The sequence below is a fragment of the Escherichia sp. MOD1-EC5950 genome (assembly GCF_002965345.1).
In the GTDB taxonomy this organism is placed as follows: Bacteria; Pseudomonadota; Gammaproteobacteria; order Enterobacterales; family Enterobacteriaceae; genus Escherichia; species Escherichia marmotae.
The window spans coordinates 136,302-157,972 of record NZ_PTSR01000007.1 but is presented as its reverse complement, the minus strand read 5'-3'; the positions used below and the strand labels follow the sequence as shown (position 1 = coordinate 157,972).

Here is a 21,671-nt window from a genome sequence, read left to right as displayed (position 1 = left end):
GTGAGGTATTCGATAGGCATTGATTCCGGTTCTACCGCCACCAAAGGGATCTTACTGGCAGACGGCGTAATTATGCGCCGTTTCCTCGTTCCAACGCCATTTCGCCCGGCAATAGCAATTACAGAAGCCTGGGAAACTCTGCGCGAAGGGTTAGAGACAACGCCGTTTCTGACGCTCACCGGTTACGGGCGGCAACTGGTGGATTTTGCCGATAAACAGGTGACGGAAATCTCCTGCCACGGGCTGGGAGCGCGATTTCTTGCGCCAGCAACGCGCGCGGTGATCGACATCGGCGGCCAGGACAGCAAAGTGATTCAACTTGATGGTGACGGTAATCTGTGTGACTTCCTGATGAATGACAAATGTGCGGCAGGAACCGGACGTTTTCTGGAAGTGATTTCGCGTACGCTGGGCACCAGCATCGAGGAACTCGACTGTATTACCGAAAATGTGCCACCGCACGCCATCAGCAGTATGTGTACGGTGTTTGCCGAATCAGAAGTGATCAGTCTGCGTTCTGCCGGGGTAGCGCCGGAAGCGATTCTCGCCGGAGTGATTAACGCTATGGCGCGCCGCAGCGCCAATTTCATTGCTCGTCTCTCCTGTGAAGCGTCGATTCTGTTTACTGGCGGTGTCAGCCATTGCCAGGTCTTTTCCCGGATGCTGGAAACTCACCTGGGAATGCCAGTACATACCCATCCTGATGCACAATTCGCTGGCGCAATTGGCGCAGCGGTGATTGGTCAGCGGCAGAGAAAACGGGCATGACGGAATTCTTATTTTTATTTCATTCAACGGTCGGCGTCGTGCAAACGCGCAAGGCGCTGCAAGCAGCGGGCATGGCTTTTCGCGTCTCGGATATTCCCCGTGAGTTACGTGGAGGCTGTGGGCTATGCATCTGGTTGAGGTGTCCTGCTGGTGAGGAAACACAATGGGTTATCCCAGGTCAAACAGAGTCAATTTATTATCAGCAGGATGGGAGCTGGCTGTGTATTGCAGATTACGATTCAACTCCGCGTTAAGGATTCATTAAGATCGCTACGTATACTTCTCGATATCTTATTGATTTGCCTTAAAGGGAATGCCATGACAAAAAGTTTTTCGTTACATAAACGCATCACGGGTATTGCTATTCTTTTTGCCATCGTAGTCGTGAGTTTTTTCTTTGTGCAATCTTGCGCCCGTAAAAGCAATCATGCGACATCATTTCAGAATTACCACGCCACCATTGGCGGCAAAGAAATTGAAGGTGTAACGAATAATATCTCCTCGCTGACCTGGTCGGCACAGAGCAATACCCTGTTTAGTACTATCAACAAGCCCGCGGCAATTGTTGAAATGACCACCAATGGCGACTTGATCCGCACTATTCCTCTGGATTTTGTAAAAGATCTCGAGACGATCGAATACATTGGCGATAATCAGTTTGTCATTAGCGATGAGCGCGATTATGCCATTTATGTCATTTCTCTTAATGAAAACTCAGAGGTGAAAATCCTCAAAAAAATAAAAATCCCGCTGCAGGAAACGCCGACCAATAGTGGTTTTGAAGGACTGGCTTATTCTCGCCAGGACCACACTTTTTGGTTTTTTAAAGAGAAAAACCCGATTGAGATCTATAAAGTTACCGGACTATTACGTAGTGACGAGTTGCACATTAGCAAGGATAAATCATTACAACGGCAATTTACTTTAGACGACGTGTCTGGCGCGGAATTTAACCCACAAAAAAATACACTTCTGGTGCTGTCTCATGAGTCTCGCGCACTCCAGGAAGTCCCCCAAACAGGCGAGGTCATCGGTGAGATGTCGCTTACCAAAGGTAGCCGGGGTTTGTCACATAACATCAAACAGGCCGAAGGGATAGCGATGGACGCCACTGGCAATATCTATATCGTTGGCGAACCCAATCTTTTTTATCGCTTTACCCCTACATCATCACATTAACAGGCTGGCATGTTTTCCTTTTTTGTTATTAACTTGTTAACAACAAAAAAAATACAAATAAGGTAAAACATGTCCCCTTCATTGCATCCCGTAGAACGCTTCTCTTTCAGCACCGCGTTTTTTGGGATGCTGGTTCTGACCTTAGGGATGGGGTTAGGCCGCTTTCTGTATACGCCAATGCTACCTGTCATGCTGGCGGAAGGAACGTTTTCATTTAGCGAACTGTCGTGGATTGCCAGCGGCAACTACGCAGGGTATCTGGCAGGCAGCATGCTGTTTTCATTCGGCGCGTTTCATCTGCCGTCGCGTCTGCGCCCGTTTTTATTGGCTTGCGCCCTGGCAACCGGATTATTGATCCTCGCGATGGCATGGTTGCCAACTTTTGTTCTGGTGTTGTTGATTCGCTTTCTGGCGGGCGTCGCCAGCGCCGGAATGCTGATATTCGGCTCGACGCTGATTATGCAACATACCCGCCATCCCTTTGTGCTTGCGGCGCTGTTTTCTGGCGTTGGCGTCGGTATCGCGCTGGGCAATGAATATGTGCTGGCGGGACTGCATTTTACCCTCTCCTCGCAAACATTGTGGCAAGGAGCCGGAGCGCTTTCTGCCATTATATTGATTGTTCTGGCACTATTGATCCCGTCGAAAAAACACCTCATCGCGCCTGCGCCGTTGGCAAAAAACGATCAACAGATGATGAGTTGGTGGTTGCTGGCGATTCTGTATGGTCTGGCAGGTTTTGGTTATATCATCGTCGCCACTTATCTGCCGCTGATGGCGAAAGATGCAGGCTCGCCATTGTTAACCGCCCATCTCTGGACGCTGGTTGGCTTGTCGATTGTCCCGGGTTGCTTTGGCTGGCTGTGGGCGGCAAAACGCTGGAGAGCGTTACCTTGCCTGACAGCGAACTTACTGGTGCAGGCGATCTGCGTACTGTTAACCCTCGCCAGCAGCTCGCCTTTATTACTCATCATCAGTAGTGTTGGGTTTGGCGGCACCTTTATGGGTACCACCTCGCTGGTGATGACCATCGCCCGCCAGCTTAGTGTGCCGGGAAACCTCAACCTGTTAGGCTTTGTGACGCTTATTTACGGCATTGGGCAAATTCTTGGCCCGGCGCTGACCAGTTTGCTCGGCAACGGAACATCGGCTCTCGCCAGTGCCACTCTCTGTGGCGCAGCGGCGTTGTTTATTGCGGCGCTGATCTGCACAGTGCAATTGTTTAAGCTGCAAGTGGTGACTTCATAAGGGCTGTTTCCCTTGCCAGTCAAGAAACTCAACCGCAACAGTTGATGTCAGCCAGACCCCGTTTTCCGCTTGCCAGAAAGGTATTCCTCGTTTCGCCATTTCCTGTGCTTTGACGGTTAAGATAACCGGCGCTCCGTGTCTTTCTCCTACTTTGCGAGCTGTCGCTTCATCAGCAGAGAGATGCACATAGTGACGCTCCCCTGCAATTAATCCCTGACTTTTTATCGCCTCAAGGAAACGACTTGCCGTACCGTGGTAGAGAAATTGTGGCGGTGTTTTTTCGGTGAAGGCAATAGCGACCTGCGAAGTCGAATGCCCCTGAACAGCACGAATACACCTACCATCACTGGAATAACTAAAGCGCTTCTTATCACTGGTGGCGACCACGGAATCCAGTAATGCACGCGTTAACCGCTTGCCCGCTTTTTGTGCACAGAGTATGAGCTTATCGATATTCGCCCACCCTTCACGATCCAGCACGATGCCAATCGCCTCTGGTTTATGTCGGAGGACAAAACTTAAAAACTTACTCGTATCCGCCAGATCTTTTTCACTGTACTTTGCCATTTTGCATTCATCCTTGTATTTTCCGCCTTTACTTACTCATCGTTATTGTCACTGTGTTTATGAATTTTCTGCAACTCAATCCTATTTTTCCACTCTGCAAAAAACACGTAGCAACACACGGTCACAAAAACGTTGTGGGAATGCCCGGTGAAGCGGCAACTGTCTTTTAGCCACGTTGATGAGTATGGACGACGCGGTCGGCGTTGCTGCCAGCCAGGCGACCGCGGGCGCATTAACCGATCATGATGTCACCGTTTTACTGCTCGCGATGTATTTAATGGGCAACCCGGTGCAAAATGTCGGTCGCTGCCTGGAGACAGCCGAAGTGAATGCCAAATATTACCCGCATATCATTACGGTCTGCGTGATTAACGCATTGCTGTCGATTTGGGTTATGCAGCTTATTGTTTAACAAGGAGTTACCATGATTGATTATTCCGCAGCCGGTTTTACCCTGTTGCAGGGAGCGCATTTGTATGCGCCGGAGGATCGGGGTATTTGCGATGTGTTAATCGCTAACGGCAAGATTATCGCCGTTGCCAGCAATATCCCTTCTGACATCGTACCGGACTGCACGGTTGTCGATCTCAGCGGGCAGATCCTCTGTCCGGGTTTTATTGATCAACACGTCCATTTGATTGGCGGCGGTGGTGAAGCTGGCCCCACAACACGCACGCCGGAAGTAGCATTAAGCCGCCTGACGGAAGCGGGCGTCACGTCGGTAGTTGGCCTGCTGGGCACTGACTCTATCTCTCGCCATCCGGAATCCCTACTCGCCAAGACCCGAGCACTCAATGAAGAAGGCATCAGCGCCTGGATGCTGACCGGTGCTTATCATGTACCTTCCCGCACCATTACGGGTTCTGTGGAAAAGGATGTGGCGATTATCGATCGCGTGATTGGCGTGAAATGTGCCATCTCTGATCACCGCTCTGCCGCGCCGGATGTTTACCATCTGGCCAATATGGCAGCAGAATCCCGCGTTGGTGGCTTGCTCGGCGGTAAGCCTGGCGTCACCGTGTTCCACATGGGCGACAGCAAAAAGGCGTTACAGCCCATCTATGACCTCCTGGAAAACTGCGATGTGCCAATCAGTAAGTTGCTGCCGACGCATGTTAACCGCAACGTGCCTTTGTTTGAGCAGGCGCTGGAGTTCGCGCGCCAGGGTGGCACCATCGACATTACCAGCAGCATTGACGAACCGGTCGCCCCTGCCGAAGGTATTGCCCGCGCCGTTCAGGCGGGTATTCCGCTGGCACGCGTCACCCTTAGCTCTGACGGCAACGGCAGCCAACCCTTCTTCGACGACGAAGGGAATTTAACCCATATCGGCGTTGCGGGTTTTGAGACGTTGCTGGAAACCGTGCAGGTGCTGGTTAAAGACTACGGTTTCAGTATCAGCGATGCCCTGCGCCCGCTCACCAGTAGCGTAGCCGGTTTCCTTAACCTGACCGGGAAAGGTGAAATCCTGCCAGGTAATGACGCGGATTTGCTGGTATTGACACCGAAGCTGCGCATTGCGCAGGTATACGCTCGCGGCAAACTGATGGTCAAAGACGGCAAGGCGTGTGTGAAAGGAACGTTTGAAACTGCATAAGCGGTTACGAGAATACCTGACAATTCAACTGGAAATTCGCAGCGGTAGCTTATTGTTCTGAATCGGGACGAGCTGGTGATCCCGATTCAGGCCTACGCATACCGAATGAACACCTGCATAAATCCAGTAGCGGAACGCTTCTGGCGTGAAATACGCGAGCTGGAAATTGTGCTTAGCTGAAATTTTTCTGGAGAAAATTGGATTCTGACATTAACGCCGGATGGAGATTAATCCATCCGGCAAACGCATTTATTATCTTGAATAACTCAGGCTTTTGCTTCATTAAAACGCAGTAAACGGAAACCTGTAGAAGCATAAATCAACGCAAATATCATCGAGCAGAAACAGAACACACAGTACGGCAGATAACTAAACGTCGGAACACCCAATGTTGTTGCCATATATAACCCAGCAGCCGACCACGGAATAATTGGCGCACTCATGGTGCCAAAATCTTCCAGCGTTCGGGCTAAGACTAATGGTGATAAATTAAGATCTTCGAACTTCTTCATCATCAATTCGGAAATAACAATCTTATTTAAACCATCAGAACCGGTAAGCAAGTTAATGATTATTGCTAAAACACCGCTTGCCAGAATAGCACCAAAAGCACTTTTTATTTTGTTTGCCGCACTTTGTAATGTGACATCCATCATTCCAGTTCCCGTCAGGATGCCAGCAAACATCATGGCACAGATAATAAATGACAGGAAACCGCCCTGATTATTAAGCCCCCCCTGTTCAAGTAGTTCTTTCACCGAAGGTAGCAACGTCGTTGAATCAGTGATCATCGTCAGACGGAAACCACTCATTGTGGCCTTAATACCTTCTGCCAACGGGAAACCTTGATACAGCCATCCAACCAGCACTGCCACAAATGCACTGCTTAATAATGCAGGTACTGTAGGCAAACGCAAAAAGGTAAAGCACAAAACAATAAGCATAGGTAATAGCGGTAACAAACCAAACTTATATAATTCTTTGAGCTGTACCAGCATTTGCATACTTTCTGGAGAAATAGACCCTGTAGAAGTATGAATCATCCCCAGCCAGGTAAAAAACAACAGGCTAATAATCGTTGATGGGATGGTTGTCCAGAGCAGATATTTAATCAGATCATAGAGTTTAGTTTTGGTAACCGCAGAAGTCAGGTTGGTTGTATCACTTAATGGTGAAAGTTTGTCGCCAAAATAAGCCCCAGTAACAATGGCCGCCGCCAGAATCGGAAGATCGGCATTTAAGCCAGAACCAATCCCCATTAGGGCAACACCAATTGAAGCGACAGACCCCCATGATGCTCCAGAAACATAGGACAACACTGCGTTCAGAAAAAACGCTATGGCATAAAGCCATGCGGGAGCAACCAGTAACATACCGTAATAAACCAGCATCGGCAGCGTACCCGCATAGCTCCATGTCGCGACCATAAAGCCAACGAAAATAACAATAAGTACTGGTGCCATTACTGCCGAAATTTTATCAATAATAAAACCCTGGATTTCATCCCAGGTATACTTCAGCTTAGCCATCGCAATAATGCAGGAAAAAGCCGCTGAAATTAATAAACAGACGCTGGCAGGCCAGCCCATAACGCCGATGCCAACAACTAACACGATCATCATAAAAATGATCGGTGTTAGCGCGACATAAAAACTGGGTTTTTCTCTCATAACTCTATTCCCTGTTAAAATACTTTAACGCCATTTTGCTGTAAGCGTTCCTGTACAGCCTTAATATCCACCTGTGAAACGGCAGTATTATTTTTAATAGCGATTGCAGCGGCCGTTCCTGCACCTTCTCCAGTAACAATGCAGCAGCCCATATTGCGAATTGTCGCGTATGCAAAATTATCTGCATCAATTGCTCTTCCGCAAACCAGCAGATTCTCAACTTGCTGCGGAATCATTACACCATAAGGGATTTGAAAATAATGCGCTTCGAGAGGTAATTTAAGATGGCCATTGCCATCTATAAATTCAGGGAATACACCTATCGAGTCAGCATGACGCCCTTCATTACAAATATCATCTTCAGTTAGTTTATTTCGCCCAAGAATATGTCTTGATTCCCTTGTTCCCACTGTCATACCGAAGTTTTTTAATTGTGCTTGTTCGAATCCTGGCTGGAACTGACGCAAAGCTTCAATTGCCTGCATAGCTTGCTTACGGCCTTCTATTTCCGCACGTGTCAGGTCAAAAACATCCGTACAATCAACAGCCGGGATGCTAACAACGTTCAAATAATTTGCATCTCCATACTCGGTGACCGTACTCCAGGAACCACCTAACGTCACATCCTTTGGAATAATTCCTGCAGATTTTCCTTTCGCAAAGACTTTACCCAGATAAGGACTAAACATATCACGACAAGATTCATGGACATCATAAGACCAATTTTTATTTTCTTCGTCTGCTCCCCAATCACCATATTTAGGCTGAGTGGTCTTAATATTTTGCATAAACGCGTCTTTATTCACATTTGCACAGCTAAAAACAGTTGTCATGCACATTAGTTCTGCACGATCGCGCTTAATAAATGGTGCCCCGGCAAACCATGCAATATCAGCATCGCCAGTACAGTCAATAATGACATTCGCCAAAATAGCCTGACGTCCTGATTTACTCTCAGTGATTACTCCGAGTAAATTATTACCCTGCTTAATAACATCAACAGCAGTAATATGCAGTACGCGACGTACACCTGCCTGTTCAAGCATTGCATCCGCAACGAGTTTGAAACGCTCGGCGTTAATAGCCTGACTATTCGATTGCGGCTCGGGGCTGGACGCCCCCATTGATCTTGCGGTTTCTTCTATTTCGCGCGCCAGCCCGCCTGACTCCACCGTATTTTCATGACGCCACCAGGCAATTGACTCTACACCAGCCGTCGTCATCATGCCGCCAAAACAGCCGAAACGCTCAATCAGCATCGTTGTCGCCCCCTCACGAGCGGCACTCATTGCTGCAGCAATACCCGATGGCCCGCCGCCGACAACTAATACTTCTGTGGTTGCCAGAACAGGTATATTGCGAGCGGGTTCCAGATAAAATTCCATACTTTATCTCCGTATTCAATAATTGAGTAAAATAAACCCTCGCGCTTATATAAGCGCGTTGATATTTTTAATTATTAACAAGCAACATCATGCTAATACAGACATACAAGGAGATCATCTCTCTTTGCCTGTTTTTTATTATTTCAGGAGTGCGCACACATTTTCTTGCCCCTTAACTTATTATCATAATGGTATTTATGGAGCACATCACAATATTTCAATTCAATTCAGTCACTGCACCAAAATGAAACATTGCGATATTAAAGCCTTTTCAATTTGAAAAGCGTCAGTCTGCATGTTCAACATCCGGATAGAGATTATAGTTTTTAAGCTTACGCCATAATGTTGTACGACCAATTTTTAATACCTCAGCGGCTTTAGTCAGATTCCATTCGCAGACGCGACATGTATGCTCGATAGCTTGCATCTCCAGTTCGGCCAGTGAAGTAAGATGAGGGATATCATCTTCACCACTACCGTTATTTTGGCGGATATCCAAAGGAATATTCTCCAACCCGAGAACAAGCCTATTGCAGTTAATAAAAACCTTCTCCATTCGATTCTTGAACTCAGATATGTTCCCAGGCCAACGGTACTCAAGCAGAACTGCATTTGCATCTGGCGTGATCGTCATTTTCTTTCTGGTACGTTCCTGATATTTATCAATAATATCATCAACCATTTGCTTGAGATCTTCCCGACGTTTACGCAATGGCGGGATCTCAATTTCATTCATGGAGATCTCATAATATAACTGGCGGCTAAAAGCCCCTTGCTGAACGTACTCGCGTAAAGAACTACTGGTACATGTAATCAAACGAAAACGTACGGGGATAAAACGATGGCTGTCTGATCTTGTAACAAGTCCAGTTTTTAATACTTTCAATAAAACACTCTGAACCTCTCCAGAAAGATATTCCACTTTATCCAGATATAAGGTGCCATTATGCGCCAGCTCAAATTTCGATGGCGAAGGGCCAACATCAGAGCCAAGAAGTTCGTGTAAGATATTTTCTGGTGATAGCATCTGACAATCCACAGAAATAAACGGTCCATCACGTTGCTCGCTCTCATTATGTATTGCCATCGCCAGACTCAATTTGCCCACCCCTTCTTCACCATTGATCAGAATCGGAGAGATAGACTTAATTGCCCGGCGAGCGATAAGCAGTACCTGCTTCATGCCGCTTGAAGCTGCATGTAAACTATCAAAGGTAAAATTTGCGTTAGTACTTATTTGTTGTTGGGCTATTTTTCTAATTTTATCTAACGGGTGAAGAAAAAGTAGAAACGAACCATCACTCAGTGGACGAAGGGTAACCATTAGCTCAATGAACTCACCACGACATTCAAGAACAATTTGCTTTTGTGATAGTTTATTTCGTTGCGTAATTGCCTCATTTAAAATAGGCGGAAATACGAATCCTTTTCTAATGTTCTGACCAATTAAATTTTCCTTATCAATACTCAGTAATATTTGCGCCTGAGGATTGACCATTGTAATTAAAGAATTGCTATTCCAACAAATAAAACCATCATCCATACATTCAATCACTGCATTGTGTTGACAGAGCACTTTATTTATTAATTTTTGCTCATTTTCAATATAGATATAGTTAGCAATTTCTGTGGCACATGAATATGATGTTCTTAATTTAACGAGTTCTGCTGTTGCTTCAGTTATGCATAAAATATATCCATGAATATTACCATAATAATCAATGACTGGAGCGGAGCTCATTGCATAGCTATGCAATTGCTCACTGAAATGCTCTGCACCTTCCAGTTGCGTATATAAATTTGTTTCCCGGCAGAGACCATATACATTGGTTCCAATTCCATCTTCCGCCCATGACATGCCAGATTCAATCCCTAAATCTCTCAATTGACTGGAATAATCATCTGCTGCATATAACGATAATACCCAACCGTGAGGATCTAGGATTAAAAATGCCAGGTGGCCATCACCAGACAGCGTAAAATGGTCTTCAACAACTCTTTGCGAAATTCTAATAAACTCTTTGTTACGAGATAAAATCGTTTGTAATGTTTGCCCGGAAGCTTTAACAGGTGTGTTCCAGTGGCGAGGATCACAATGCTTCAGGCATTTTTGCCATGATCGCAGCATTACATGATTTGTCGAATTTGTTGCAACCCAACCATGCTTAACAAACATTTTCCATTTATTTTTTAGATCATTATGATACGACTCTTTATTCATTATAAGAATATCCATTTAAGTCACTTTTAGAACTTGTATCAGAATGCTATGGCAGTAAGATTGATCAAACGCAATAATATCAGGTCTACTTTGCTACAAAAACAGACCCTATCAACAATGTAATAACTCATCCATTAGAAAGAATAACCTTTAAAGCAATAAAAAACGAACGATACATTAGATAAATTTTAAAACTGCCAACAACATCTGAAATCTTTGTACTTGATATTTATAATTATCCAAACTGAAACAATATCATCATTAAAGCTGTTTCAGTGTGAAACAGTACAGCGAAAATTGTTCTGCCATTTCATTTCCTCAAAGATATTTCATCGTTAAATTCCAACATTGGCTGGCTATTCTAATCAGCGTAAATATCAGGAGAAATAATGTATGGCGAGGATGCGTGCAATCGAAGCTGCAGTAGAAATACTGAAAAAAGAAGGCATTAGCGTTGCTTTTGGTGTTCCCGGCGCAGCAATAAACCCACTCTATGCTGCGATGAAAAAATCAGGCGGTATCGATCACATTCTGGCCCGTCATGTTGAGGGCGCTTCGCATATGGCTGAAGGTTACACTCGCAGCCATAATGGCAATATTGGCGTGTGTATCGGCACATCTGGCCCTGCGGGTACTGATATGATCACCGGCCTTTATTCTGCCTCCGCGGATTCTATTCCTATTCTGTGCATTACTGGTCAGGCCCCTGTAGGAAAACTTCATAAAGAAGATTTTCAAGCCGTCGATATCGAGGCAATCGCCACGCCAGTGACTAAAATGGCACGCACTATTCTCGAAGCGGGTCAGTTACCGGGAATATTTCAAAAAGCCTTTTGGGAAATGCGTTCAGGCCGCCCTGGCCCGGTTCTTTTGGATCTCCCTTTTGATGTTCAGATGGCCGAAATTGAGTTTGATATCGATCTCTATCAGCCACTCCCCCCCTGGCAACCCCAGGCAACGCTGGCCCAGGCAGTACGCGCATTAGAAATGCTAAACCGCGCCGAAAAACCGGTAATCATCGCTGGCGGTGGAATTATTAACGCCGAAGCAAGCGAACTGCTACGCGAGTTTGTCGAATTAACCGGCGTTCCCGTCATTCAAACCTTACGCGGCTGGGGTGCATTATCAGACGATCATCCGCTAATGATTGGCCGCATGGGATGTCAGGCGGGTCACCGCTATGGCAATGCCAGTTATCTGGCCTCAGATTTTGTTTTTGGTATCGGTAACCGTTGGGCAAACCGCCATACCGGAGCCCTTGAGACCTACACAGAAGGTCGCAAATTCATTCATGTTGATATCGAGCCTGCGCAAATTGGCCGAATATTTGCGCCAGATCTGGGTATTGTTTCAGATGCTGAAAGCGCCTTAACGCTATTTATTCAAGTTGCCCGTGATATGAAAGCACGCGGCGAGCTGAAAGAACGCAGTAATTGGGTTGCCGAATGTGCCGAGCGTAAACGTACAATGCTTCGTCGCTCAGACTTTGATTGTAATCCGATTAAACCGCAACGCGTTTACCATGAAATGAATAAGGTTTTCGGACCTGAAACGCGCTATATCTCGACAATTGGCCTGGCACAAATTGCTGCGAACCAATTTTTGCATGTTTACCGCCCGCGCCACTGGATTAATGCCTGCCAGGCAGGCCCGCTAGGCTGGACAATGCCCGCTGCACTGGGCGCGGTAAAAGCTGATCCAACGGTTCCCGTTGTGGCAATATCCGGTGACTACGATTTTCAATTCTTAATTGAGGAATTAGCCGTCGGCGCACAATTTAATCTTCCGTATATCCATGTATTACTTAACAACGCTTATCTTGGTTTGATTCGTCAATCACAACGCGCATTTGATATTGATTACTGCGTTCAATTGTCATTTGAAAATATTAATGCTCCAGAGATTGATGGTTATGGCGTTGATCATAAAGCGGTGGTAGAGGGATTAGGGTGTAAAGCTATTCGAGTTTTCGCACCACAGGATATTGAACCTGCACTGCAAGAAGCTCAGCGTTTGCGTGACGAATTTCACGTACCGGTGGTCGTAGAGATTATTACCGAGCGAGTGACTAATATCGCTATGGGGCCTGACATTAATAAAGTCACAGAATTTGAAGAAACTCTCGACTTATAGGGGAACGGAATTATGGCAAAATTTGCAGCAAATTTATCAATGCTTTTTACCGAGCATCCATTTATTGAACGTTTTGCGCAAGCAAGTCACGCAGGGTTCCAGGGTGTTGAATATCTTTTCCCCTATGACTTTTCCACTGACGAGTTGGCTTCGCAACTGCATCAACATAATCTGAGTCAGGTTCTGTTTAATCTTCCTGCGGGTAACTGGCAAGATGGCGAGCGAGGTATCGCATGTCATCCAGGCCGGGCAAAAGAATTTCAGGAGGGTGTTTCCAGGGCGATAATGTATGCACAAGCGCTTAACTGTTCACAAGTTAACTGTCTCGCAGGGAAACATCCCGGTGGTTATTCGCACGAACAATGCCATGAAACACTGGTCGAAAATTTACGTTATGCGGCAGATAAGCTGGCATCTCATGGGGTAAAGCTGGTTCTGGAAGCCATTAATACAAAAGATATTCCCGGTTTTTTTGTTAACAACACCAGACAAGCACTCAATATTATTCATGCCGTAAATAATCCTAATTTGCGCTACCAATACGATATTTATCATATGCAAATTATGGAAGGGAATATTGCCATAACGCTCAAAAACAACCTGGAGAACATTGGACATATTCAATTAGCCGACAACCCAGGACGCCATGAGCTAGGTACGGGAGAAATTAATTATCCGTGGTTACTGAATTATATTGACCAGATAGGTTATCAGGGGTGGATTGGTTGCGAATATATTCCATCTACGACCACGGCGGAAAGTCTGGACTGGCTAAAAAATGAGACGCATATTTAAACTCTAAGGATATTTATCATGAATATTGGATTTATCGGTACAGGTATAATGGGTAAGCCGATGGCTTATAATTTACAACAAGCCGGACATACCCTTTATTTTTCAGCACATTTTGAACCCGCACCGCAAGAACTGATTGGTGAACGTGGCATTGTTTGCTCTACTCCCCGTGAAGTTGCGCAGGAATGTGAAATCATCATCACCATGCTCCCAGATACACCGCATGTTGAGGATGTTCTTTTTCATCCTCACTATGGCGTAATACACGGTTTAAGCCAGGGGAAGGTTGTGATTGATATGAGTTCAATTTCCCCGGTTGCCACCAAGGCGTTTGCGCAACGTATTATCGCGGCTGGCGCGGAATATATCGATGCACCCGTCTCCGGAGGTGAAGTTGGTGCGAAAGCCGGGACGCTTTCCATTATGGTTGGCGGACGAGAAGAAGTTTATTTGCAGATCAAACCAATTCTGGAACTGATGGGTAAAAATATCACCCTGGTCGGCAATGCCGGTGATGGTCAAACGTGTAAAGTCGCTAACCAAATTATTGTTGCACTGAATATTGAAGCGGTGGCTGAAGCCCTGCTCTTTGCCAGCAAATCAGGTGCTGATCCCGCCCGTGTACGTGAAGCTCTGATGGGGGGGTTTGCTTCCTCTCGCGTGCTGGAAGTTCATGGCGAACGGATGATCAAAGGAACATTCGAACCCGGTTTTCGTATTAGTCTGCATCAAAAGGATCTGAATCTGGCACTGGAAAATGCCCGCCTGTTGAATACACCGCTACCTAACACGGCGCTGACACAACAATTATTTAGCGCCTGCGCTGCGCTCGGCGGCAAAGAATGGGATCATTCCGCTTTAATTCGGGCGCTTGAAACACAAGCCAATTACACCATTCGTAAATAATGAACAAAGGGGACCACTGGTTCCCTTTGTTCACTCGTTGCCCAGCCCCATCCCCTTATTTTGAGAGACCTGCTATGAAGATAGTTATCTCCCCCGACTCCTTTAAAGAATGCCTTCCCGCATGGAAAGTAGCCGAAGCACTGGCAACTGGCTGGCGCAAGGTCCTGCCAGGCAGCCAACTGGTGTGTTTGCCCGTGGCTGACGGTGGCGAAGGCACGCTCGAAACACTCATTCATGCGACTGACGGTACGTTTTACACTAAAACCGTCACTGGACCGCTTGGCGAATCGATACATGCGCAATACGGTATTTTAGGCAACCAAACTACCGCAGTGATAGAACTGGCACAGGCTTCAGGGCTAGAGCTGGTTTCCCCAGTCCTGCGCTCGCCCCTTTATACGACGTCGTTCGGAACTGGCGAACTTATTCTCGCTGCACTGGAACACAATATTGATACCGTTATTCTGTGCCTGGGTGGTAGTGCTACTAATGATGGTGGCGTTGGATTAATGTCGGCACTGGGCGCGCTGTTCACTGATGCTGATGGAAATTCTGTTTCGGTTAATGGTATGGGGCTGTCAGCAATTCACCATATTGACTTACAACATCTCGATCCACGGTTGAAAAATGTGAAATTTATTGCGGCCTGTGATGTCACCAACCCACTAACCGGTGATAACGGCGCAACCCGGGTTTTCGGTCAGCAAAAAGGGGCCAGTGCTGATGATCTTGAGCAACTGGAGCAGGGAATGAAAAACTATGCCCGTTGCATCCACCATTGCTGTGGTAAAGACGTCGACGCAATACCCGGAGCCGGGGCTGCAGGCGGCGTTGGCGCAGCGTTGATGGCGTTTCTTGATGCTCGTCTACAGCCCGGTATTTCGCTCGTGCTGGAAGCTATTCAATATACCCAGCATTTAAAATATGCGGCCCTGGCGATTGTCGGTGAAGGTAAATTAGATAGTCAGAGCCTGAATGGCAAAGCGCCTGTGGGTGCTGCCAAAATCGCCCAAATGATGGGGGTTCCGGTGATAGCAATCGCCGGGTATATCGACGATCAACTTGATCTGAATGAATTACGTCAGTGTGGAATAGAGGCCTGTTTTTCCGTCGTCAATGGCCCTTGTGATTTACCCACCGCGCTGAGTCAAGGGGAAGATAATTTAATTCGCCTTGGAGAGAATCTGGCGGGATATTTTCGTGCGGTTCTAAGTTAATTCCCGTTCGGTAAAATGCCCAATAATGCAAATTATCGGGCATTCCTGAACATCATATTCCAGCAACACTTACATTGTTTTTCTCATCAACTGCAAGTTGCGTCAAAAAACTCTTCAACAGGATAATCACGACACCGCAAAGCGGTAATCCGGCCAGAATAGAGACCGTTTGTAGCGGCTGCAAACTTTGCGCATCAAGAAGATAGAGAGTGATGGCGACGACTCCGGTCATAATCAACCAAAATGCCACATTCCAGAATGCAGGTTCACTATCACAATCTGCCCGTTTTTGCGTTGCAAAACCGAGGGCATAACCGACAGTACAGTGTCCGGTTATATATGAAATTAACGCTATAGCCCCAAAAGCAACCAAAAATATCTGACTTGCGGGTAGCTGTTCCAGCAAGCGAGAAACGACAACGCCTCGCCCTTGTTCATTCAGAATAGGAACAAAATCGATAAGATGAGTTGTCTGCAACGATAAGCCGAAATTAGCCAGTACCATATAGAAAACCATGCATCCCAATGAACCAGCGAGGGTTCCGCAAACAATCAATTGCCGGATCGTCCTTCCCTTTGAAATGCGGGCAATAAATAAACCAAATGGGATGGCATATACGACCCACCATGAAAAATAAAATACAGTCCACATTTGTGGGAATCCGCTACGGCCAATAGCATCGGTACTTAAACTCATTGCCACAAAGTTTTGTAGCATCAGGCCGAGACCATCAATTGACTGGTTAAGTATAAATGCCGTTGGTCCACAAATCAGGATTGCCATAAGCATCAAAATATCGGCACGTATATTCCAGTTACTGGCCCATGCAACACCTTTCTTAAGTCCAAAAAAGAGAATTAATAATGGCACCAGCGTCCAGATAAAAATAACCATGACATTGATAAACCGCCCTGCGGGATCCAGATTGAATACATGGCAAAATACGGCAGAAATCATCGGTGTTCCCAGCGCCAGAGACGTCACTGCGCCACCGAGTAAACCAAACATATAGAAAAAGTTTACACAATGCCCGCAAAAACCATCAGCGCGAGCCCCCAGACATCCACGACATAATTCACTGACTTTTAATGATTTTGTTTTCTTAACATGCATAAACCAGCCAATGGGAACGGCACAAATCAGATACCATGCCCATGCTGACGGTCCCCAATGAAACATGCCATAAGCAGAGGCCCAACGAGCAGCCTGAGAGCTTCCTGCTGCTGCACCAAAAGGAGGTTGTTGAATGATCCAAATCCACTCTACAGAGGCAAGATATAACAGGCTCCCCCCCGTTCCGGAGGTAAAAATAAGGCCAAGCCAGGTCAACAAGCTGAAGTCAGGTTTTTCTCCAGGCTGGCCTAACAAAATATTCCCATAACGTGAAAAGGCCAGCCACAGACAACAAAGCACAACCAAAAAAGTCATGACCAAAAAAATACCACCCATTTCCCAGGTTAGGAAATGATGCATTTCATTAATATATTTACTGGTATTTTGTGGGTATATCGTCAAACACAGAATGATTATCGCAATAAATATCATTGCTGGAATAAAAACATTCAGTTCAATCAAAGAGAAGCGTTTTTTGAAATATTGCATGTCAGTCTCCTGAATGTTTTCATTCAATGAGGACGAATATTTCGCCGTTCCTTTTTCATTTGTTGCAATTGTCGGGAAAGGCGTAAAGAAAAAAATGCGCAAATAAGTGAGAGCGCAGCAATACAATACAGGGAAAAACCACGCTGATGTTGTTGCAGCATAAACAGGAATATCCCCAAAAAGAGGCCGCAGAGAACTGTGGTTATCCAGTAATTGGCACTTAAGTGCTCCAGATCATCATCCCTCATGGTATTTCTCCTGCAAGGCGCAGAGAGACTTTTTCCCCTCTGCGCCTTGTTGTTATGCCAGACGCACACCCTGCTGTTTCAGCGTGTTTTGCAAATCAGGGATAGCAACCTGACGCACGGTGCAATGTTGCTGTAGCGATACTACCGCCGCAGTCCCTGCAGCCTCACCAGTTACAGCACAACACATCATGTTGCGCATGGAAGTATGCGCGACGACGCCTGCGGAAATACAGCGCCCGGCGACCAGCAAATTCTCCACTTTTTGCGGCACCAGGCAGCCGTAGGGAATCTGAAAGAAGCGACCGGTCGTTGGCAAAATGAGATAACCGGAACCATCAATAAATTCCGGGAAGATCCCTACGCTATCTGTGCATCGCCCCTGGTTAAGGACGTAATCGTCAGCAATACGGATTTTCCCCTCGATAAGCCGTGATTCACGTGTGCCCAGCGTGGCACCAAAATTGCGTAGCCGCACATTTTCAAAGCCCGGAACATAGTGGCGTAATGCGTCAATCGCCCATAATGCTTGCTGCCTTCCGGCGATCTCTGCTTTGGTTAAATCGAAGACATCAGTACAGTCAAAACCAAAGGCGTACACCATATTCATTTGAAAAGCTTCGCCGCTTTCAGAAAAGGTTGACCAGGTTCCGGCAATCGCCTGTGCGTCGCCTGGGATGACCCCATCCTGTTGCGCGCGGGTAAAAATATCCTCCATATACGGGCTAAACATCTGGTCTTCTTTACCCGTAGTTTGAATCGTCCAGTTTTTCCCCCAATCCGCGTAGGTTGGCTTAAGTTCTTCCTCAACAAAACGGTTAAAGCGGGCCACATCAACACCAGCGCAACTGAACATTACGGTGACGCCCATCAATTGGTCCTTGCTCCGTTTCGTCCAGGGCGCGCCAGCACGAGCGGCAATATCAGCATCCCCCGTGCAATCGACGATTCTTTTCGCCAGAATTGCCCCCCGGCCAGATTTATTCTCGACGATAACACCGCATAACGTATCCCCTTCCTTGATCACGTCCACAACCCAGGAGTGATATAACGGCTCAACGCCAGCTTCCGTTATCATCTGATCGGCAACAACTTTAAACCCCTCTGTATCTATAACTTCGCTAATTGACTGAGGTTCTGGTCGCGTAAAACCCAATGCTCGTGCGCGACCTTCATATTCACGACAGATCCCTTCACAATCTACCGTCCCCGGATGACGATACCAGGCAAAACTTTCCACACCGACCTGCGTCAATACGCCGCCAAGCGATCCGTAACGCTCAACAATCATGGTTCTGGCACCTAACCGCCCCGCGGCTATCGCCGCCGTTAAACCTGCCGGACCGCCACCGATAACCAGAACATCCGTTTGCGCAATGACTGGCGTTTGTCGCGCACTTTCGTTAATCATGTCCACTATTTATTCCCCCGTCGGACTCAGGATGCACAGTCCACATTGTTTTGAGTAATTTCATTACCTTGATTCTTACTTTTACGATTCACACGCTGGAGGACCAGCGCGGCGATAAGGCCGATGAATGCGCAAACCAGCATGAACAGGAAGACATCCTGGTAACCGGCAATACCCGGTTTACGGTCGACCATATTGCCCACCATCGTGTAGCAGTAGATTTCCGGGAAATAGGTCAGTAAAGAGATCAAGCCAGCAGCAGTCCCTGTAACTTTTGCCGGAATGCGTACCTCATCAATAATTGAGAAGAACACTGCATTCGCGGAGTAAATAAACACGCCCAGGGCAACCATGTTCGCCAACGCGATGGTGACATAACGAGATTCACCAGGCAGGAAGAAATAAACGGTAGTAAAGACAATCATGCCGATGAAGGCGTAGATCATAAAACGCGTGCGTGACGCGCAGCGGTCAGCCAGTTGTCCGCCAATTAACCCGCCCATCGCAAATAACACATAGGCGCGAAGAATACTGGCAACTGCCACTTCCGATTCGCCCATATGCAGGATCTGCGTGAGATACGGCGTGACCATGCCAAAGCCGATATAAATTGACCACATACAAAAGGTCACAGCACCAGCCAGCCAAACCGTCGGCATTTTCAGCACGAATGCCATATCCGCCAGACGGAAATTGGCTTTATCTTCGCTGTGCGTTTCATCCTGACAAACAAACCAGGCTAAAACACCGGTCAGAATAGTCACTACGGAATAGAATATAATTGTCGCCCGTAAACCATCGACACCTTCACCAAATTTGGCAAATACCGGCACGGAAAGAAAACCTAGTACAATGGAGGTTAATCCCTTACCAAGAAACCAGTAACCATATAAGCGCCCTTGTTCTTCACTGGATCCTAGGGTACGAATAATACGCACACACACGGCCCAAAACGTAAATACGGTTGTCACAGCCCAAAGTGCATGTAACAGACAGATCATGGTATACGAGGGGAAAGTCGCATAATAAAAACCGCTAATTCCGGTTGATATTAATGAAAATGTCATTAATTTTCTTGCTGAAAATCTATCAGCGGCCCAACCGCCCGGTAAATATAATACAAAGTTCACCAGTCCATAGGCTGTCATTAAAAAACCAAGTTCAGCATTGGTTGCTCCGGTAGCCTGTTGCATGGCATCGTAATAGGTTTCCCGAAGATAAGGTAATTTATATATTGCACTTCCGGCAATACCGCATAACGCCAGCGTGATCCAACGTTTCCAGTTACTGGTCATATTTATTCCCGAATGAAGTATTTTAAATGTCACCAGCGGCCTGCTTTGTACAGGCCGTTTATTTTTTAAAGTCCTAAATTATGTGCGGTCAAAATTGCGGAAAGAACATCCTGCGCGGTCACCTCGAATGGCATATTATGGATAGTTTCTCCTTCAGCAGTAGCTGCTTCAGCAACTGCCAGTAATTTATCCTTGTTAATTTCTTTCACCCCCAACATATAGAGATTTGTTGGCAAGCCAACGCTACTACAGAAATTAAGTACGGTTTCAATTTCCTCCTGTGGTGCGTTTTCCAGTATGAGTTGAACCAGAACACCAAATGCCACTTTTTCACCGTGGTAGCAATGATGGCATTCCTCCAGTTGCGTCATACCATTATGGATAGCATGAGCTGCAGCCAGGCCGCTACTTTCAAATCCAATGCCACTAAGATAGGTATTAGCTTCGATAATATTCTCTACCGCTTTGGTGCTAACTCCCTGTTCAACCGCGACTTTTGCCTTAAAACCATCTTCCAACAGCGTGGTATAACAAAGCCGGGCAATAGCCAGCGCCGCCAGTGTGGACGCCCCGCCTGCCATTGTGGCTTTTCCTGATGCCTGATTGGCTCGCGCTTCAAACCAGGTTGACAGCGCATCCCCCATACCGGCCACCAACAGACGCACTGGCGCGGCTGAAATGATGCCTGTATCCATAATCACCATATCTGGATTTTTCGGGAAAAACAGATATTCACTAAACTGACCTTCCGGGGTATAAATTACCGCCAGCGAACTGGTTGGCGCATCCGTGGAAGCAATTGTCGGTACAACTACTACCGGAACTTTTTGGTAATATGCTACGGCTTTTGCTGTATCCAGCGTTTTACCACCGCCAATACCAATAACAACATTATATTTACGCTGGTTAAACTTATCACGAATTCGCGAAATTTCATTCTGCGAACATTCACCACAAAAAATATCAAAATCCGCAGCGATATTTTCTTTTGCAAAGCTATTATTGACCCTGTCACCAACCAGACCGGTAACAAAATCATCTGCAATAATTAATGGTGCGGTTCCCAAACTTGCCGCATACATAGCAATATTATCCAAAGAACCATTTCCCTGAATATATTTAGCCGGACTTATAATAATCTTATCCATGTCATTCCTCGCGTAACTTGTTTTGCCTCACCGTTAACCTACTCGTTGCATCCAGTGGCGGCAAATGTTTCATTCACGAAAAATTATGTTTTATGATCATGCTGTAAAAAACATCATCCTTAGACAATAATAAAAAATATTTTTTAAGCTTTAATCACAATCCCCCAATTCCATCACAGGTTCCATTTCATTTTGAAACAACAGCATGAGCTAACCGTTTCATTATGAATCTTATTATCCTTTAGTTTGTTTTGTTGCGTCTGGAGAATTAATCTCGCAAACA

General features: G+C 46.4%; 17 protein-coding genes and 2 pseudogenes. 11 read left to right on the top strand and 8 right to left on the bottom strand.

What is annotated here, in order from left to right:
* From yjiL to BEA93_RS10645, 4 genes are all read left to right on the top strand, one after another.
* Nucleotides 1-768, top strand: coding sequence for a putative 2-hydroxyacyl-CoA dehydratase activator YjiL (yjiL, locus tag BEA93_RS10660; RefSeq protein WP_105224528.1), 768 nt, complete (start codon nt 1-3; stop codon nt 766-768).
* Entirely contained in the window at nt 765-1,022 is a 258-nt protein-coding gene (locus BEA93_RS10655; RefSeq protein WP_001517685.1) for a DUF3343 domain-containing protein, read from the top strand. Before yjiL ends, BEA93_RS10655 begins: the two co-directional genes overlap by 4 nt.
* A 64-nt stretch (nt 1,023-1,086) precedes the next feature.
* The gene (locus BEA93_RS10650; protein ID WP_105224529.1) at nt 1,087-1,947 is read left to right on the top strand and encodes an SdiA-regulated domain-containing protein; all 861 of its coding nucleotides are present in this window, start codon (nt 1,087-1,089) and stop codon (nt 1,945-1,947) included.
* A 69-nt stretch (nt 1,948-2,016) separates the two neighbouring features.
* Complete coding sequence (locus tag BEA93_RS10645; RefSeq protein ID WP_105224530.1) at nt 2,017-3,195, top strand: MFS transporter; 1,179 nt, start codon at nt 2,017-2,019, stop codon at nt 3,193-3,195.
* On the opposite strand, the gene kptA is transcribed toward BEA93_RS10645, so the two are convergent.
* Nucleotides 3,190-3,762 (bottom strand): RNA 2'-phosphotransferase, encoded by a 573-nt coding sequence (gene kptA / locus BEA93_RS10640; RefSeq protein WP_001151954.1) that lies wholly within the window; start codon nt 3,760-3,762, stop codon nt 3,190-3,192. The two genes, BEA93_RS10645 and kptA, sit on opposite strands and share 6 nt — an antisense overlap.
* Nucleotides 3,763-3,899: 137 nt before the next feature.
* On the opposite strand from kptA, the pseudogene BEA93_RS10635 reads away from it, so the two are divergent.
* From BEA93_RS10635 to BEA93_RS10625, 3 genes and pseudogenes are all read left to right on the top strand, one after another.
* Nucleotides 3,900-4,174: pseudogene (locus BEA93_RS10635) on the top strand (hypothetical protein); the annotation flags it as partial.
* Between the two features lie 12 nt (nt 4,175-4,186).
* Nucleotides 4,187-5,359, top strand: coding sequence for a beta-aspartyl-peptidase (iadA, locus tag BEA93_RS10630; protein WP_016249540.1), 1,173 nt, complete (start codon nt 4,187-4,189; stop codon nt 5,357-5,359).
* 4 nt (nt 5,360-5,363) lie between these two features.
* Nucleotides 5,364-5,539, top strand: a pseudogene (locus BEA93_RS10625) (hypochlorite stress DNA-binding transcriptional regulator HypT); the annotation flags it as partial.
* Nucleotides 5,540-5,625: 86 nt separating this feature from the next.
* On the opposite strand, the gene nhaC reads toward BEA93_RS10625, so the two are convergent.
* The 3 genes from nhaC to dhaR form a co-directional block, all read right to left on the bottom strand.
* A complete protein-coding gene (nhaC, locus tag BEA93_RS10620) occupies nt 5,626-7,029 on the bottom strand; it encodes a Na+/H+ antiporter NhaC (RefSeq protein ID WP_001208427.1) in 1,404 nt (467 codons plus the stop codon).
* Between the two features lie 14 nt (nt 7,030-7,043).
* On the bottom strand, nt 7,044-8,414 hold the full coding sequence (gene ibeA, locus BEA93_RS10615; protein WP_000397943.1) for a putative intracellular survival FAD-dependent oxidoreductase IbeA: 1,371 nt from the start codon (nt 8,412-8,414) through the stop codon (nt 7,044-7,046).
* 286 nt (nt 8,415-8,700) lie between these two features.
* Nucleotides 8,701-10,635, bottom strand: a complete 1,935-nt coding sequence (dhaR, locus tag BEA93_RS10605; RefSeq protein ID WP_001031487.1) for a dihydroxyacetone kinase operon transcriptional regulator DhaR — start codon at nt 10,633-10,635, stop codon at nt 8,701-8,703.
* Between the two features lie 393 nt (nt 10,636-11,028).
* Between dhaR and gcl the strand changes: the two genes are divergently transcribed.
* The 4 genes from gcl to BEA93_RS10585 all read left to right on the top strand — a co-directional run bounded on the left by gcl (nt 11,029) and on the right by BEA93_RS10585 (nt 15,686).
* On the top strand, nt 11,029-12,768 hold the full coding sequence (gene gcl / locus BEA93_RS10600; protein ID WP_016249538.1) for a glyoxylate carboligase: 1,740 nt from the start codon (nt 11,029-11,031) through the stop codon (nt 12,766-12,768).
* A gap of 12 nt (nt 12,769-12,780) precedes the next feature.
* Nucleotides 12,781-13,563 carry a hydroxypyruvate isomerase gene (gene hyi / locus BEA93_RS10595; protein ID WP_105224531.1) on the top strand — a complete coding sequence of 261 codons (783 nt, stop codon included), beginning with the start codon at nt 12,781-12,783 and terminating at the stop codon, nt 13,561-13,563.
* 18 nt (nt 13,564-13,581) lie between these two features.
* Nucleotides 13,582-14,469, top strand: a complete 888-nt coding sequence (locus tag BEA93_RS10590; RefSeq protein WP_001020470.1) for a 2-hydroxy-3-oxopropionate reductase — start codon at nt 13,582-13,584, stop codon at nt 14,467-14,469.
* Nucleotides 14,470-14,543: 74 nt separating this feature from the next.
* Nucleotides 14,544-15,686 (top strand): glycerate kinase, encoded by a 1,143-nt coding sequence (locus tag BEA93_RS10585; RefSeq protein ID WP_016249537.1) that lies wholly within the window; start codon nt 14,544-14,546, stop codon nt 15,684-15,686.
* A gap of 52 nt (nt 15,687-15,738) precedes the next feature.
* Here the strand turns inward: BEA93_RS10585 and BEA93_RS10580 are convergent, their stop codons facing one another.
* The 4 genes from BEA93_RS10580 to BEA93_RS10560 all read right to left on the bottom strand — a co-directional run bounded on the left by BEA93_RS10580 (nt 15,739) and on the right by BEA93_RS10560 (nt 21,388).
* Complete coding sequence (locus tag BEA93_RS10580; protein WP_105224532.1) at nt 15,739-17,289, bottom strand: BCCT family transporter; 1,551 nt, start codon at nt 17,287-17,289, stop codon at nt 15,739-15,741.
* Between the two features lie 300 nt (nt 17,290-17,589).
* Nucleotides 17,590-18,954 (bottom strand): FAD-dependent oxidoreductase, encoded by a 1,365-nt coding sequence (locus tag BEA93_RS10570; RefSeq protein ID WP_024257680.1) that lies wholly within the window; start codon nt 18,952-18,954, stop codon nt 17,590-17,592.
* Between the two features lie 17 nt (nt 18,955-18,971).
* Nucleotides 18,972-20,240: an MFS transporter gene (locus BEA93_RS10565; RefSeq protein ID WP_016249535.1), complete on the bottom strand. Its 1,269-nt coding sequence runs from the start codon at nt 20,238-20,240 to the stop codon at nt 18,972-18,974.
* Between the two features lie 65 nt (nt 20,241-20,305).
* Nucleotides 20,306-21,388, bottom strand: coding sequence for a glycerol dehydrogenase (locus BEA93_RS10560; protein WP_105224533.1), 1,083 nt, complete (start codon nt 21,386-21,388; stop codon nt 20,306-20,308).
* Nucleotides 21,389-21,671: the final 283 nt, after the last annotated feature.